General features: G+C 62.7%; 13 protein-coding genes. 8 read left to right on the forward strand and 5 right to left on the reverse strand.

Annotation, left to right across the window (positions count from 1 at the left end; all coding sequences use genetic code 11):
• Nucleotides 1–54 precede the first annotated feature (54 nt).
• Entirely contained in the window at nt 55–972 is a 918-nt protein-coding gene (locus HCN50_RS20245; protein WP_171711458.1) for a LysR family transcriptional regulator, read from the reverse strand.
• A 118-nt stretch (nt 973–1,090) separates the two neighbouring features.
• Between HCN50_RS20245 and HCN50_RS20250 the strand changes: the two genes are divergently transcribed.
• The 4 genes from HCN50_RS20250 to HCN50_RS20265 all read left to right on the forward strand — a co-directional run bounded on the left by HCN50_RS20250 (nt 1,091) and on the right by HCN50_RS20265 (nt 4,582).
• Complete coding sequence (locus tag HCN50_RS20250; RefSeq protein WP_171711459.1) at nt 1,091–1,843, forward strand: SDR family NAD(P)-dependent oxidoreductase; 753 nt, start codon at nt 1,091–1,093, stop codon at nt 1,841–1,843.
• 72 nt (nt 1,844–1,915) lie between these two features.
• A complete protein-coding gene (locus tag HCN50_RS20255; RefSeq protein WP_171711460.1) occupies nt 1,916–2,614 on the forward strand; it encodes a pirin family protein in 699 nt (232 codons plus the stop codon).
• A 148-nt stretch (nt 2,615–2,762) separates the two neighbouring features.
• Nucleotides 2,763–3,362 (forward strand): NAD(P)H:quinone oxidoreductase, encoded by a 600-nt coding sequence (gene wrbA, locus HCN50_RS20260; protein ID WP_171711461.1) that lies wholly within the window; start codon nt 2,763–2,765, stop codon nt 3,360–3,362.
• A gap of 272 nt (nt 3,363–3,634) precedes the next feature.
• Nucleotides 3,635–4,582, forward strand: a complete 948-nt coding sequence (locus HCN50_RS20265; RefSeq protein WP_171711462.1) for a DUF5996 family protein — start codon at nt 3,635–3,637, stop codon at nt 4,580–4,582.
• Nucleotides 4,583–4,710: 128 nt separating this feature from the next.
• Here HCN50_RS20265 and HCN50_RS20270 read toward each other — a convergent pair whose 3' ends face one another.
• Both HCN50_RS20270 and HCN50_RS20275 read right to left on the reverse strand, forming a co-directional pair.
• On the reverse strand, nt 4,711–4,983 hold the full coding sequence (locus HCN50_RS20270; RefSeq protein WP_235977110.1) for a hypothetical protein: 273 nt from the start codon (nt 4,981–4,983) through the stop codon (nt 4,711–4,713).
• 161 nt (nt 4,984–5,144) lie between these two features.
• A complete protein-coding gene (locus HCN50_RS20275) occupies nt 5,145–6,146 on the reverse strand; it encodes a glycosyltransferase family 2 protein (RefSeq protein WP_171711989.1) in 1,002 nt (333 codons plus the stop codon).
• Between the two features lie 380 nt (nt 6,147–6,526).
• Between HCN50_RS20275 and galE the strand changes: the two genes are divergently transcribed.
• Entirely contained in the window at nt 6,527–7,531 is a 1,005-nt protein-coding gene (galE, locus tag HCN50_RS20280; RefSeq protein ID WP_171711463.1) for a UDP-glucose 4-epimerase GalE, read from the forward strand.
• A 112-nt stretch (nt 7,532–7,643) separates the two neighbouring features.
• On the opposite strand, the gene HCN50_RS20285 is transcribed toward galE, so the two are convergent.
• The gene (locus HCN50_RS20285; RefSeq protein WP_171711464.1) at nt 7,644–8,249 is read right to left on the reverse strand and encodes a 3-keto-disaccharide hydrolase; all 606 of its coding nucleotides are present in this window, start codon (nt 8,247–8,249) and stop codon (nt 7,644–7,646) included.
• A gap of 259 nt (nt 8,250–8,508) precedes the next feature.
• On the opposite strand from HCN50_RS20285, the gene HCN50_RS20290 reads away from it, so the two are divergent.
• A complete protein-coding gene (locus HCN50_RS20290; RefSeq protein ID WP_171711465.1) occupies nt 8,509–8,748 on the forward strand; it encodes a DUF2171 domain-containing protein in 240 nt (79 codons plus the stop codon).
• Between the two features lie 52 nt (nt 8,749–8,800).
• Nucleotides 8,801–9,145: a hypothetical protein gene (locus tag HCN50_RS20295; RefSeq protein WP_171711466.1), complete on the forward strand. Its 345-nt coding sequence runs from the start codon at nt 8,801–8,803 to the stop codon at nt 9,143–9,145.
• Here the strand turns inward: HCN50_RS20295 and HCN50_RS20300 are convergent.
• The gene (locus HCN50_RS20300) at nt 9,119–13,207 is read right to left on the reverse strand and encodes a bifunctional diguanylate cyclase/phosphodiesterase (protein WP_171711467.1); all 4,089 of its coding nucleotides are present in this window, start codon (nt 13,205–13,207) and stop codon (nt 9,119–9,121) included. The genes HCN50_RS20295 and HCN50_RS20300 overlap by 27 nt on opposite strands.
• A gap of 345 nt (nt 13,208–13,552) precedes the next feature.
• Between HCN50_RS20300 and HCN50_RS20305 the strand changes: the two genes are divergently transcribed.
• On the forward strand, nt 13,553–14,605 hold the full coding sequence (locus HCN50_RS20305) for an Ldh family oxidoreductase (RefSeq protein ID WP_171711468.1): 1,053 nt from the start codon (nt 13,553–13,555) through the stop codon (nt 14,603–14,605).
• The last annotated feature ends 10 nt before the right edge of the window (nt 14,606–14,615 follow it).

Consider the following 14,615-nt stretch of genomic DNA (forward strand, 5'->3'; position numbering starts at 1 on the left):
CATTGCATGAGCGGCGACCCTCCCCCCTCCAAGGGAGGGTGAACACGCCCCTGCCTAACCGCTCTTCCTTTTCTTCCCCTTCGCAAAATGCTTCGCCAGAAACTCCGCCAGCACTTCGACGCGCGCGGGCCGCGGGCCGCCGGGCGGGGTGACGAGATGCACCGCGCCTTCGGGCTGGTGCCAGCCTTTGAGGATCACCTCGACCTTGCCGGACGCGATGGCGTCGCCGATGATGAAATCCGGCAGATCGGCAATGCCGAGGCCTGCGATAACCGACGGCAATACTGCCTCGCCATTGTTGACGCGGAGCTGGCCCGCGGGACGCACGCTGGCCTGCTCGCCTGCCGCGTTGGTGTAGTGCCAGACGCCGGGCGTCGAGAGATACGCGTAGCCGAAGCATTTGTGCTCCGCGAGGTGCATCGGATGCGTCGGTCTTCCGTGGCGCTTGAGGTATGAAGGCGCCGCCACCGTGTAGCGCGGCATCGCGCACAGCCGACGCGCGATCAGGGAAGAGTCGGGCAGGCGCGCGATGCGCAGGCCGGCATCAAAACCTTCGCCGATCAAATCGACGGTGGCGTCGCTCAAGTGCAGGTCGATCGAGACTTCCGGATAGGCGCTAAGGAATTCCGGCAGGATCGGCGCAATCGCCTTGACCCCGAACGTCATCGGTACCGCAAGGCGAACCAGCCCGCGCGGCGCCATCGATTGCGACAATGCCTCGTTCTCGGCGTCCTCGGCATCGGCAAGCAGGCGCGCGGCCCGCTCGGCGAGCCTCTGCCCGGCATCGGTCAGGGCGAGCCGCCGCGAGGTGCGGTTGAACAGCCGCGCGCCGAGCCGCCGCTCCAGCCGGCTGACCGCCTTGGAGACGGTCGCCTTGGACAGCGCCAGTTCGGTCGCGGCCGATGCAAACGACCGCAACTCCACGACTTTTGCGAAAATCGCCAGCGCCTCGAAATCCGGGAGTTTGGACATTCGGATCGCCTCCAAAGGCTATTTTTGGAAACAATGAGTTTCCATAGTTTCTATTTCTATACCAAGTTCGGCGACATATCCAATAGCCCATCGGAAGTGAAGCGATGGAGAAATCCAAATGACCAAGAAGCTCTCAGGCAAGGTAGCCCTCGTGACCGGCGGCTCGCGCGGCATCGGCGCGGCAAGTGCTCGGGCGCTTGCAGAACAAGGCGCCGACGTCGCGATCAGCTATGTCGCCTCCCCCGACAAGGCCGAGGCGGTCGTCGCCGAGCTGAAGGCCAGGGGCGTCAACGCCCGCGCCTACAAGGCCGACCAGGCTTCTGCCGTTGAGGTTGACCAACTCGTGAAGGATGTCGCGAAGGATTTCGGCCGCCTCGACATCCTCGTCAACAATGCTGGCGTTGCAGTCGGTGGGCCGATTGATGACGCCAATACGGATACTGCGGCGCTGGCCCGCCAGAACGCCATCAACGTGCACGGCGTGATTACCGCGATCCGCGCGGCGTCGAAGCTGATGGGTGACGGCGGCCGCATCGTCACCATCGGCTCCGGTATCGCCACCCGCGCCTCGTTCCCGGGCCTTGCCGACTACGCCGCCACCAAGGCCGCCGTCGTCGGCTATTCCAAGGGCGCAGCGCGCGACCTCGGGCCGCGCGGCATCACGGTCAACGTGCTGCAGCCGGGGTCGATCGATACCGACATGAACCCGAAGGACGGCGGCGATTTTGCCGAAGCGCAACGTGCCCAGCACGCGCTGCAGCGTTTCGGCAAGCCGGAAGAAATCGCAGCCGGCGTCGTCTTCCTCGCGAGTCCCGAAGCCTCCTTCGTGACCGGCACGGTGTTCAACGTCGACGGCGGCTTCGGCGCGTAATTCAACTCCAGCGCGGCCGGGCGCGTACCGCCCGGCCGTCTAATTCAAAAAATCAAAGAAAAGGAATATCTCATGATCGAACTCAGACCATTTGCGAAACTCGGCAGCGCCGATCACGGCTGGCTGAAGGCGAAGCACCATTTCTCGTTCGGTAGCCATTACGATCCAAACAATATGGGCCATGGGTCCTTGCGGGTGTGGAACGACGACGAGATCGCGCCGAACACCGGCTTTCCCGCCCATCCCCATGCCGACATGGAAATCATCACCTATGTTCGCGAGGGCGCGATCACGCACCAGGACTCGCTCGGCAACAAGGGCCGGACGGAAGCCGGCGACGTGCAGGTGATGAGCGCCGGCAGCGGCATTCGTCATTCCGAATACAATCTCGAGCCGTCGAAGACCAAGATCTTCCAGATCTGGATTGAACCGACGACGACGGGCGGTCAGCCGACCTGGGGCGCCAAACCGTTTCCGAAGTCGGACCGCTCCGGCAAGCTCGTCACCATCGCCAGCGGCATCAAAGGCGATGAGGACGCGTTGCCGATCCGCGCCGATGCGCGGGTGCTCGCCACCACGCTGAAGGCGGGCGAGAGCGCGGAATACGAACCGCAGCAGGCGCGCCACCTCTATCTCGTGCCGGCGGCCGGCAGCGTCGAAGTCAACGGCGTGCGCGTCAACGCCCGCGATGGTGCTGCGATCCGCGACGAGACGAAATTGACGATCACTGCGCTGGAGGATTCGGAACTGGTGCTGGTCGACGCGGCGTAGCCCGCCCACTCACTGCTCGTCATGCCCGGGCTTGGCCCGGGCATCCATCCACTTCGGGAGAGTCTCTTGAAGATTGATGGATTGCCGGGTCAAGCCCGGCAATGACGCTCCCAACAACAAACTAACTATCAACTCAAAGGAAACCATCATGGCCAAAGTACTCGTGCTCTATTATTCCGCCTACGGTCACATCGAGGCAATGGCGAATGCCATAGCCGAAGGCGCACGGAAGGCCGGCGCGACCGTCGACATCAAGCGCGTGCCGGAGCTGGTGCCCGAAGCGGTCGCCAAGGCCTCACACTACAAGCTCGATCAGGCCGCGCCGATCGCCAAAATCGAAGACCTCGCCAATTACGACGCGATCGTCATCGGCACTGGCACCCGCTTCGGCCGGATGGCCTCGCAGATGGCGAACTTCCTCGATCAGGCCGGCGGGCTCTGGGCCAAGGGCGCGCTACACGGCAAGGTCGGCGGCGCCTTTACGTCAACGGCCACCCAGCATGGCGGGCAGGAAACCACGCTGTTCTCGATCATCACCAATCTCCTGCATTTCGGCATGACCGTCGTCGGCCTGAACTACGGCTTCGCCGGCCAAATGAAGCTCGACGAAGTCACCGGCGGCGCGCCTTACGGCGCCACCACGATCACCGGCGGCGACGGCAGCCGCCAGCCGAGCGAGAACGAGCTCGCCGGCGCGCGCTACCAGGGACGCGTGATCGCGGAGACCGCGAACAAGCTGCATGGCTGATGCGACGAGGGCGGCGTTCTCTCTTACGAATGCCGCCCAATCTTGGCTTTCGGAGGCCTTGGATTCAGATGGTCGAACTTCTCTTTATCTCTCAACTGGCACGCCGGCCACTACAGGCCGTGGCGAGACGCTGGTGGTGCAACAGCCTGTTTCGCGCCTCGCGCGGAGCGCGGCGCTGCCCGGAATGCACGAAATCGTGAGGCACGGTTTCTAAACGCCCGGTGAATTCGTGATAGGCCTTCCACCCCGTTCAGCTCGCACAAGGTTCTGCCATGAGCAACCATTCGCAAGTCCCGTGGCCGGAATTGCCGACAGCAGCTTGGCATGATACCTGTGCGACGCTGCAGCTCTGGACCCAGATCGTCGGCAAAATTCGCCTGACCAAGTCGCCGTGGCTCAATCATTCCTGGCACGTGGCGCTTTATGTCACATCGCGCGGATTGACGACATCGCCAGTGCCCGACGGTGCACGAACATTCCAGATCGATTTCGATCTCATCGATCACCTCTTACGCATCTCGACCAGCGACGCCGCGCAGCGGCATTTTGCGCTGCCGGGTCATTCCGTCGCAAGCTTCTACACCGCCACGCTTGCCGCGCTTAGCGAACTCGGCATTGCCGTCACCATCGAAGAGATGCCGAACGAACTGCCCGATCCGATAAAATTCCCCGACGACACCGTGCACGCCTCCTACGATCCTGATGCTGTCGGACGCTTCCTGCAAATCCTTGTCAACAGCGATCGCGTCTTCAAACAATTCCGCACCGGCTTTCTCGGCAAGACAAGCCCAGTGCATTTCTTCTGGGGCAGTTTCGATCTCGCGGTGACGCGCTTCTCAGGACGCCGCGCGCCACGCCATCCCGGCGGCGTGCCGTACTTGCCCGACGCGGTTGCGCATGAAGCCTATTCACACGAAGTTAGCAGCGCCGGCTTCTGGCCAGGTGGTGGCGCCATTGATTATCCCGCGTTCTATTCCTACGCCTATCCCGAGCCGGCAGGCTTCCGCGCGGCGAAGGTGCAACCGGATGCGGCGTTCTTCAGCGAAGCGCTCGGCGAATTCATTCTGCCCTACGACGCCGTGCGGAGGGCTGCCGATCCCGATAAGGCGCTGCTCGATTTCCTGCACAGCACATACGAGGCCGCGGCAATCGCAGCAAATTGGGATCGCGACGCGCTCGAGTGCGATCTTGGCCGGCCAGGCGTGGTGCGGCAGGTTTGAAGCTGCTCTGCAGGGTGGGCAAAGCAAACGGGTCGCACGAGCGCCCGATGACGGGCTCCGCGTGCCCAGCATCACACGTAGAAATCGAGAAATGTGGGCGCGCTTAGCTTTGCCCCTAGCAATCGCGACTAATGCTGCAATTCCGGCTTCGCCACGGTCTGGCGGACTTCCGCGCCGCAATCGGCGCATTCATAGGTGAAGTCAATCTTTGCCTGGCTCCAATTCGGTTCGACATCCCGCACGAACATCGGAAGCCCGACGCAGCTCGGACAAATGACGAAACCTGGCTCAATGCCATCATGATGAATATAGGCTGGCATGTTGGCTCTCCCCACGGCAGCAATTAACGAGTAGCCCATCACCCGAACCGCAGCATACGCGCGTGCGGTAATGCCGGTCATCAACTCTCGCGAACACACGAAGAACGGCTGCATAATCCTGGCACGTGTTGCAAATTTGCACGGCAGTTCCAGTGCGGCAACAATGTGTCAGTTCGCTTCGCGTGATAGTGGCTTGCGGCGACGGCGGGGACTTCGGATGTCGGGTGCCTCGATGAGCTGCCTCATGAGTCGATCTTCGACGCCTTGCAGGGCTGCGGCCCGAGGCCGAACGCGGCCAACGCGCTGCCCACCGCCACCGTCACCGGATGCATGGCAATGGTTCGCTCACGCTCGGTCAGGATTGCAAGTACGGCATAGATGAGTGAAAGCGGCAAGGCGGCCAGCAATTTGGCGATCAGCTTGGCCCGCAACCAGAGCGTCGGCGATGCCTTGCGCTGGACCTGATAGTTGATCGCGCCGATCCGCAGGCCGCGCCTCACCAGGCATTTCAGACTGGTCCGGCTTTGCGGCACGGTCTCGCTGATCACGGCTTCAGCCACCCAGTGAAATCGCAAACCGAGCCTCATACAGCGATAGAAGAAATCGGTGTCCCCACCGCCCAGAAAGTTGAACCGAAGATCGAACGCCGGCGAGCCCAGTTGGTCGAATACCGCGCGCCGGATCAGGCAATTGCCGCAGCCATAGATCACCGGCACCGGCCCCGACGCATTGTACGCCGGGGCAAAAGCAGGATGGCAGCGCAAACCGCGCTTCCGTTCATCATCGAATTCCGGGAATACCGGTCCACCCACGATATCGGCGCCGATCGCCTCCGCCGTCCTGACCATCTGCTCCAGCCAGTCGGGCGCGGCGATTTCGTCATCGTCGATCATCAGCAAGCTGGCGGCGTTTGGAAACATCCGCAGCGCTGTCTCGAAGGCGGCGTTGATCGCATGGCAGGCGCCCTGCCGCGGCTCGATCATGCAGAGGCCCGCGAATTTTCCCGGCGCGAGGTACTCGACCGCAACCGGGACGCTTTCGCTCTTCGACGCATCGTTTTCCACCATGACGACCGCGAAGCGGCGGTTGGTGCGCTGGCTAACGAGCGATTCCAGCGTTCGGCGCAAGTGTTGAGGACGGCGGAAACAGGGGATGCAGACGACGATTTCGATGGTGGGATCGAGCGCCGGCGAAGCCGCCACCAGCGCGCGCAGCGCCCTGACCGACGGATCGGGCCCGTCCATCCGAAGATCGCTGGTCGAAATCCCTGCCATGACGCTAAGGTCGTTCGCGAATATGTCTCATCGTCCCGAAACGGGATCGCCTGCATGACCTCGGGACATTTCCGTCTCGATAAGGTCGTTCGTTGCGGCATTGATCGGCCTTGCCAACGTAACGCGCGCAGCGGTGCAAATTTCGATCCGGCGGCGGCGCATAAGGCCGCGATTTCGGACAACGGTTAATGGTTGGGGTTAATCTGCGCTGAACGAGCGTCTGCCGGCGGATCAGCGGCCGAACAGCTTTCGGAACAGGCCGTTTGGCGCTATTTGACCATCAATCCGCGCGCGCTCTATCTGTTGCTGAACAGGAGCCGATCGAACAATATGGGCGGAACAGGTGATCGATGAGCAACCGTCCAGCCATTCTCGTTACCGGCGGTGCCGGCTATATCGGCTCGCATTGCTGCAGGGCGCTGGATGCGGCCGGCTATCGACCTGTCACCTACGACAATCTCTCGACCGGCCATCGCAGCTTCGTTGGCCGTGAGCTCGTCGTCGGCGACATCGCCGACAAGGCCACGCTGGCGCGGACCTTTGCCGAGCACGACATCGTGGCGGTCATGCACTTCGCCGCCTCGAGCCTGGTCGGCGAATCCGTCGCCGATCCGCAGAAATACTACGTCAACAATCTCGCCGGCACGCTGTCGCTGCTTGAAACCATGCGCGCGGCCGGGTGCAGCCGCCTGGTGTTTTCATCGACCGGCGCGGTCTATGGCAATGCCGACAGCAAGGCGCTGCCCGAAAATTATCCCTGCGCCCCGATCAACCCCTATGGCGCCTCGAAATGGATGATCGAGCGCGTGCTGGCGGATTATCGCGCGGCCTACGGGTTCGGCTCGTTCGCGCTGCGTTACTTCAATGCCGCCGGCGCCGATCCGGCCGGCGGCATCGGCGAGATGCGCGAGGTGGAAACCCATCTCATCCCCCGCGCCATGATGGCGCTGCAGGGGCATGTGGCGGACTTTGCGGTGTTCGGCGACGATTACGACACGCCCGACGGGACGGCGATCCGCGACTATATTCACGTCACCGATCTCGCGACCGCCCACGTGCTGGCCCTCAAGATGCTGCTCGATGGGCACACCGGCGGCGCCTTCAACCTCGGCACCGGCAACGGTTTTTCGGTGCGCGAAATCCTCGCGGCGATCGCAGCCGAGACCGGCCGCGAAGTCCCCCATGTCGTCAAGCCGCGCCGGGCCGGCGATCCGACCTATCTGGTCGCCGATCCCTCCGCCGCGCGCAATACGCTGAACTTCCGTCCTGCCCATTCGGATCTGGCGACGATCATCCGCACCGCCTGGGCATGGCATAGAAAGGCTCATCCGCTGAAGACGGGTGGGTCTGTCTGAGATTGAGCCGGATCGACTTCGATAGTCCCAGTGCGGCGACACCCCCACCCCGCCCTCCCCCGCAAGCGGGAGAGGGAGTCCGACGCGCCGAGCAAGCGATCGAGGGACAGCGTTACAACGGCTTGATCTGCACTTTGCGAAACTTGATCACGCCAGAACCGTATTGCAGCGCGAACGGGCCGCTGGCGTGCTTTGAATCTTGGACATCGGCAGTCTTCTGGCCGTTCAGCATGACGACGAGGTGAGGCCCCTTGGCCGTGATTTCGTAGGTGTTCCATTTGCCGCCCGCTTTCGGCATCGGGTCGACCTTGGCCACATCGACGATCGCGCCGGTGCCGTAGGTCGGATCGGGCCGCTTGTCGAAGATGTTGACCTCGTAGCAGATCTTGGCGTCGATTTTCCCCGCCTGGTCGCAGCGTATGAAGATTCCGCTGTTAGCGTCATCGTCCGCCCAGAACTCGACCTTCATCTCGAAATCCTTGTAGGACTCCTTGCTGACGAGATAGGAGGGATCTTTGCCCTCGCTGATCTTATCGGCGACGAGCGCGCCGTCCTTCATCGCCCAGTTGGCCTTGTTGCCGACCTCGGTCCAGTCGCCCATCTTGGTGCCGTCGACAAGCGTCACCCAGCCGCCGCTCTGGCCCAATGCCACGCCGGAAAATTGAATGGCGGCTGCACCCATCAACAGGCCGGCCGCAAGTATCGACAAACGCTTCATGATCGTAACCCTCCCATGGCTGGTTTTGGTTGGACGGCAACGTAGCATTACAAGGCGCGGCGTAAATCTGCTTTTCATGCTGCAGTTGCGTTATCGCAGCCGCTGGTCACGCATGCACATGTGCGCCCCTGTCCCTCGACGAGGCGATTGACCATAAGGATGAGCCTCAAGCTCACGCGCCGATCGGACGAATTCATCCCCCGCAACCATTTCGACGGCGGCGCGTTTCATGTCCATCAATCACCTGAGGATATCAAACATGAACGTCACCTCGCAGATCCGTGAGCACATGGACGTCATCTCGTCGGACAAGAAGACGGTCGGCAAGGTCGACCACATGGAAGGAACCGACAAGATCAAGCTGACCAAGCAGAGTTCGCCGGACGGGCAGCACCATCACTTCATTCCGGTGTCATGGGTCGACCACGTCGATCAGCATGTCCACCTCAACAAATCGGGTGCTGATGTCACGTCGCACTGGCAGCATGGCCGGCAATAACTGGCATTGCGCCGCACGCGAATGCGGATATCATCTGACGTCAGGAGATAGAATGCATCCGGCGGCGCCACTGCAATTCGAACGTATGGTCGGCGAATACGCGCGCTGGCGCGCCGTTCCCGAAGCTGAACGATCGCCGGCCCCGGCATGGTGGTGGGGACCGGCGATCGAATTACGCAATGCGCCGCAATCCATGCCGGCGGAATGGTGCGCACAACTTGGCCTGCCCGATCAGGCGACGTATGCGGCGGGAGCGGAAATCTTCCTTAAGGTCTTCGCCGGACAGACCTCCCTGCCCTGGCCGCACGACTTTCCCCGCAAGGCTGAAACTTCCGAGGCGAAGGCCGTCCGCGAGCTGCATCCGCAGCCGTCAGACGACAGCGCCTTTCAACCCTGACCCGGCTTCCGGCTGCAGCGGCGGCGAGGCGAGCCGCGGTTCGGCGCGAAGCAGATCCGTCATTTGCTGTGCGGGCAGCGGCTTGGAGAATAGGAAGCCCTGCATTTCGTCACAGGCATGATTACGCAGGAAGGCCTCCTGCTCCACGGTCTCGACACCCTCCGCGATAACAGTCATGCCGAGCGCCTTGCCCATGCTGATGATCGCCTGCGTAATTGCCTGGTCTTCGGAATCGACCGGCAGATCGCGGACGAAGGATCGATCGATCTTGATCGTATCGATCGGAAACTGCTTCATCAGCGACATCGACGAATAGCCGGTTCCGAAATCGTCGATCGCAAGGCGAATGCCGCGGCTTTGAATCGCGTCCAGCACCTTGATCGCGCGCGAGACGTTGCGCATCACCATGCTTTCGGTGACTTCGAGCTGCAACAGCACCGGCGACATGCCACTTGCCAGCAGCGCCTCGTCGACATCGTGCAGCAGATGCGGATCGGCAAACTGCCGCGGTGACAGGTTGACCGCCACGGTCACCGGCCGCAGGCCGCGGCGCTGCCAGGCCATGTTCTGCGCGCAGGCTTCCTTGAGCACCCAGCGGCCGATCGGAACGATCAGGCCGGTTTCCTCGGCAAGGGGAATGAACTGCCCCGGCGACACGGCGCCGAGCTCGGGATGATTCCAGCGCAGCAGCGCTTCGACGCCGGTGATCTGGCGGCTCTCCATGTCGATCTTTGGCTGATAATGCAGCGAGAACTGCTCGCGCTCCAGCGCGCGGCGCAGCGCGCTCTCCAGCGTCAGGCGCTCGATCGACTGCGTCTTGATCTCCTTCGTGAAGAAGCGGAAGCCGTTCTTGCCGTCCTCCTTGGCGAGATACATCGCCATGTCGGCATTCTTTGTCAGCGTCTGCATGTCGGTGCCATCAGACGGATACATCGCGATCCCGATGGAAGCGGTGGTATGGCATTCGTGACCGCTGAGCTGCAGCGGCTGGCTCAGTACTGACAGTAGTTCGCCGGCAATGCGCTCGACCTCATGACGTTCCGCGGTTTCCTCCAGAATGACCACGAACTCGTCGCCGCCGAGCCGCGCCACGACATCGCTCGCGCGCAGCGCGCGCCGCAACCTGCCGCCGATTTCCACCAGCAGCATGTCGCCGGCATCATGTCCCAGCGAGTCATTGATGACCTTGAACCTGTCGAGATCGATGAACAGCAGGGCAAACTGCCGCTGGTAACGCGCGGCGGCATCGATCGCGCCGCGCAGCATGCCGTTGAACATTTCCCTGTTCGGCAGGCTAGTCAGGCTGTCGTGCGACGCCAGATATTCGATCCGTTCGTCGGCCTTGGTTTTTTCGTCGGCGCGGTCGAAGTTCTCCAGTGCGAAGGATACATTCTCGACGAGCCGCTGCAACAGTTCGGCAAACTCCGGCGTGAAGGTGTTCCTCTCGAGCGACATGAAGGACATCACGCCGACGACCTTCCCGTGCACCAGCAGGGGGAATGACGCGCCGGAGTTCGTACCATCAAGGCGGGCCCTATGGTGAAACGCCTCGGCATTGGGATCGGCGAGATAGTCGTTCATGATGCAGGCCCGCTGCGAGCGTATCGCCTGGCCGCACAGCCCACGCCCCTCCGGATGCGCCTCGTTAGCTGATATCCTTGCCAGACGGGCGCTGAGGGCGGTCGGACCGGCGGCGGCCACCACGTCGAGATAATCGCTGTCGGGCTTCGTCAGCACGATGGATGTCAAGGTGAACTTGCCGCCGCTGGCCGCGGCCTCGCAAACCAAATCGAACAATTCCGCCCGCGACGATGCACGGATGATCGCCTCATTCGTTGCGCTCAGCGCCGCCAGCATGCGGGTCAGGCGCTCCTTCTGGCCCTCGGTCCGTGCCTTGTCGTCGGCGCGATCGAAATTCTCCAGCGCGAAAGATACGTTATCGGCCAATCGTTGCAGGAGTTCGACGAATTCGGGGGTGAAGGTATGCTTGTCCAGCGACATGTAAATCATGACGCCGACCGGCTCGTCATGCACGAGCAGCGGAAACGCGGCGCCCGACTGGGCGCCATAGCTGCCGACTATGGACTGGAAGGCGGCGACGCGCTGGTCGGTGACGTAGTCGTTGGTGATGCATGGACGCCTGGTTCGAAAAGCGGTTCCGCTGAGCCCCCGTCCCTCGGGAAGGTTTTGATCGGTCGACAACCTGACGTGCCGCGTTGCCTCGGCCGCTGGGCCCGAGGCGGCGACAATCTTAAGAAGGTCGCTTCCCGGCGTAGCCAGCGCAATGGTGGTCGAGGTGAACCGGCCGCCCTCTGCCGCCGCTTCGCATACCAGATCAAACAGTTCGGTGCGGGACTTGGCCCGCATGATGGCTTCGTTGGTCCTGCTCAACGCGGCGAACATCCGCGTCAGGCGCTGTTTCTGACTTTCGGTCCTCGCCTTCTCGTCGGCACGATTGAAATTTTCCAGCGCAAACGACACGTTCTCGGTGAGCCGCTGCAGCAGCTCGGCGAATTCGGGCGTGAACGTGTCCTTCTCGGAGGAGATGAAGAACATCACGCCGACCGGCTCACCGGAAATCAGCAGCGGAAATGCCGCGCCCGACATGGCGCCGTCGCTGTGAATGAACTGACGAAATGCCGATCCCCGCGGGTCGGCGCGCAAATCGTTGGCGATGCAGGCTCGCTTGGAGCGGAACGCATTGCCGCAGAGGCCGCGTCCTTCGGGTACGTTCGCGTTGGTCGAGACCTTGACTCGCCGCATATTGTCTGACGTCGGCCCGGCAACTGCTACCAGGTCGGTGTCATAGCTGTCCGGGCGGGCCAGCAGGATGCTGGTTGAATTGAACCGGCCGCCCTTTGCGGCAGCCTCGCATACCAGTTCGAACAGCTCTGCCCGTGACGTGGCACGGACGATCGCCTCGTTGGTCGCGCTGAGCGCCGCCAGCATTCGCGCCAGCCGCTCCTTCTGGGCGTCCGCTCGCGCCTTTGCACTGGCACGTTCGAAATTGTCCAAAGCGAACGAGACGTTCTCGGCGATTCGCGCCATCAGGGCGACGATCTCTTCGTCTTCCGCCCACAGCTTTCCGACAAAGAACATCAATACGCCGACGCTCTCGTCGGCCTTGATCAGGGGAACCGCGACGCAGGCGGTGACCCCGGTGTCGCGCGCGGCCTGATGCCAGGGCTGTCCCTGTGTCGAGGCAAGGATGTCGTTGTTGACCGACGGCTGCTGCGTCCGGAACGCCTTCCCGCAAACACCCTTTCCGTACGGATTGTTCGCGTCGATCGAGAACGGCGCCTGCATGATCTGTTCGACGATTGCGCCGGTGCCTGCGACCGGCTTCAACCAGATCGAATCCGGCTGTGCAAGCAACACCACCGTGGCGGCGGACTTTCCGCTATATACCGCGGCATCGCAAACCCGCTGATAGAGTTCCTGTTCGGTCTTGGCGCGAAGAATTGCTTCGTTGGTCGCGCTGATGGCGCCGAACATCCGGTTCAGCCGCCGCATGGTGTGCTCGCCGTTCTTGCGCGCGGCCTCGTGGTCGAAATTGTCGAGCGCAAATGATACGTTTGCCGACACGCGCTCCAGCATCGCGACGAGCTCTCCGTCGATCGAGTGCGCCTCGCGGCGCGAAACCAGGAGCACCCCGACGCTCTGGCCATTGCAGATCAGCGGAAGGGCCGCCGCCGCACCGACCTGGTTGGCCTTGGCGCCGTCGCGCCAAGCCAGCGAACGCGCCTCGTTCAGGAAATCATTGCTGACGCATACGCGCCTGTCGCGAAAGGCGGATCCGGCAACCCCGTTACCCTCAGGCGTAACGGCCAGAACCGAAATGTCGATACTGCGCAGGCGCGGCACGTCATCGCCACAGCCGGCGGCAAAGCGCAGGAGACTGGTTTCCGGCTCGAGCAGGAAGACCGCGACAGCTAGGAAGTCGCCGACCGAGAACGCGGCTTCGCAGACCTTGGTGTACAGTTCTTCCGGTGATTTGGCGTACAGGATCGCTTCGTTGGTCGCATTCAATGCCGCGAGTGTGCGCGCGATATCGGTGTTCACCGTCCCCGAGCTCCCTTCCGGCAGCGCCGGCTGCCCCGCCGATTTTATGCGTGCAGAAGGCCTAAATGCTCGTTATTGGCGATCCGAAGTTGCGATTCAAAGTAAATGCCGGACCAACGCGCGCGATACTCGTCTCCGGAGAACTACGGCCCATTCACGATTTGTCAGCCATACCGCCGGGCCGCGACGAATTTTGCGAGGCGAAATCCAAGGCCTTTCGGGACCGTGCCGGCCGCATAGCTAATAGGATATTTCCACGCTTGCCCTGCCGCCGATGCTTTGAGAGCATGCCGAGCGCAAGCAAGACCCGCCGTTCGCGCGGGCGTCAGGGTAGAGGAAATTCCCATGCCGCTGGTCCAGGCCGACCGTCTCACGCGAATTGGCATGGCCCTGCTCAAGGCCGCCGGCGCGTCGGAGGAAGAAGCCCAGGCGGTCGCGGTCGGCTGCGTCAACGCCAACCTCGCCGGCCACGACTCGCATGGCGTGATTGCGATCCCGACCTATATCGACCGCATCAAGGCCGGCCATATCGTGCCCGGCGCCAAATGGACCATCGTCCAGGAATCGCCGACCACGACCGTGATCGACGGCCACTGGGGGTTCGGCTTTCATGTCAACGCCAAGGCGATGGCGCTGACGATCGAAAAGGCGAAGACGGCCAATGTCGCGGCCTGCACTGTGTTTCGCCAGAGCCATGTCGGGCGCCTCGCCGCGTACCCCCTGATGGCAATGCGAGCGGGCATGATCGGGATTGCCGCCGCCGATTCCGGCCGCTCGCCAAAACATGTCGCGCCGTTCGGCGGCCGCGAGGCAAGGCTCGGCACCAACCCGATCTCGATTGCGGTGCCATCCGATCTCGAGGCTCCGTTCTACCTGGACATGGCGACCTCCGCGGTGGCGGCCGGCAAGATCGCGCTGTCGGTCGCGCGCGGCGAACAGATCCCGGTGGGGTGGATCATCGACGCCGAGGGACGGCATACCACCGATCCCACCCAGTATCGCAAGGGCGGCGCGCTGCTGCCGCTCGGCGGCAGCGAGGGCTACAAGGGAAGCGGTCTCGCCGCGATGGTCGAGGTGCTGTGCGGCCTGCTCACGGGACTGGGTTTTGGCGTCGAGCCGACCGGCCGTCACAATGACGGATGCTTCATGGCGGTGTTCAACGTCGCCGCCTTCCGTCCGCTGCAGGATTTCGCGAAGGAAGTCGGCGAATTCGCACGTTATCTCAAATCGACGCCGCCGTCTGAGGGATCTCCCGGCGTGTTCTATCCCGGCGAGATCGAATATCTCCGCGAGCAACGGCGCCGGCGCGACGGCATCGACGTCGAGGATGCCACTTGGGACCGGCTGAAGGCGCTCGCTACCGACTACAAACTCGCCGACGAACTTGGCCTGAAATGAAAGCCGATCC

This window comes from Bradyrhizobium archetypum (assembly GCF_013114835.1).
GTDB classification, from domain to species: Bacteria; Pseudomonadota; Alphaproteobacteria; order Rhizobiales; family Xanthobacteraceae; genus Bradyrhizobium; species Bradyrhizobium archetypum.

Excerpts from the sequence above, each read along its gene's own strand:
- HCN50_RS20290 (WP_171711465.1), top strand. The coding sequence starts at position 8,509 with ATGAACGTCACCTCGCAGATCCGTGAGCACATGGACGTCATCTCGTCG.
- HCN50_RS20275 (WP_171711989.1), bottom strand. The coding sequence starts at position 6,146 with ATGGACGGGCCCGATCCGTCGGTCAGGGCGCTGCGCGCGCTGGTGGCG.
- HCN50_RS20270 (WP_235977110.1), bottom strand. The coding sequence starts at position 4,983 with ATGACCGGCATTACCGCACGCGCGTATGCTGCGGTTCGGGTGATGGGC.
- HCN50_RS20285 (WP_171711464.1), bottom strand. The coding sequence starts at position 8,249 with ATGAAGCGTTTGTCGATACTTGCGGCCGGCCTGTTGATGGGTGCAGCC.
- HCN50_RS20250 (WP_171711459.1), top strand. The coding sequence starts at position 1,091 with ATGACCAAGAAGCTCTCAGGCAAGGTAGCCCTCGTGACCGGCGGCTCG.
- wrbA (WP_171711461.1), top strand. The coding sequence starts at position 2,763 with ATGGCCAAAGTACTCGTGCTCTATTATTCCGCCTACGGTCACATCGAG.
- galE (WP_171711463.1), top strand. The coding sequence starts at position 6,527 with ATGAGCAACCGTCCAGCCATTCTCGTTACCGGCGGTGCCGGCTATATC.
- HCN50_RS20265 (WP_171711462.1), top strand. The coding sequence starts at position 3,635 with ATGAGCAACCATTCGCAAGTCCCGTGGCCGGAATTGCCGACAGCAGCT.
- HCN50_RS20305 (WP_171711468.1), top strand. The coding sequence starts at position 13,553 with ATGCCGCTGGTCCAGGCCGACCGTCTCACGCGAATTGGCATGGCCCTG.
- HCN50_RS20295 (WP_171711466.1), top strand. The coding sequence starts at position 8,801 with ATGCATCCGGCGGCGCCACTGCAATTCGAACGTATGGTCGGCGAATAC.
- HCN50_RS20255 (WP_171711460.1), top strand. The coding sequence starts at position 1,916 with ATGATCGAACTCAGACCATTTGCGAAACTCGGCAGCGCCGATCACGGC.
- HCN50_RS20245 (WP_171711458.1), bottom strand. The coding sequence starts at position 972 with ATGTCCAAACTCCCGGATTTCGAGGCGCTGGCGATTTTCGCAAAAGTC.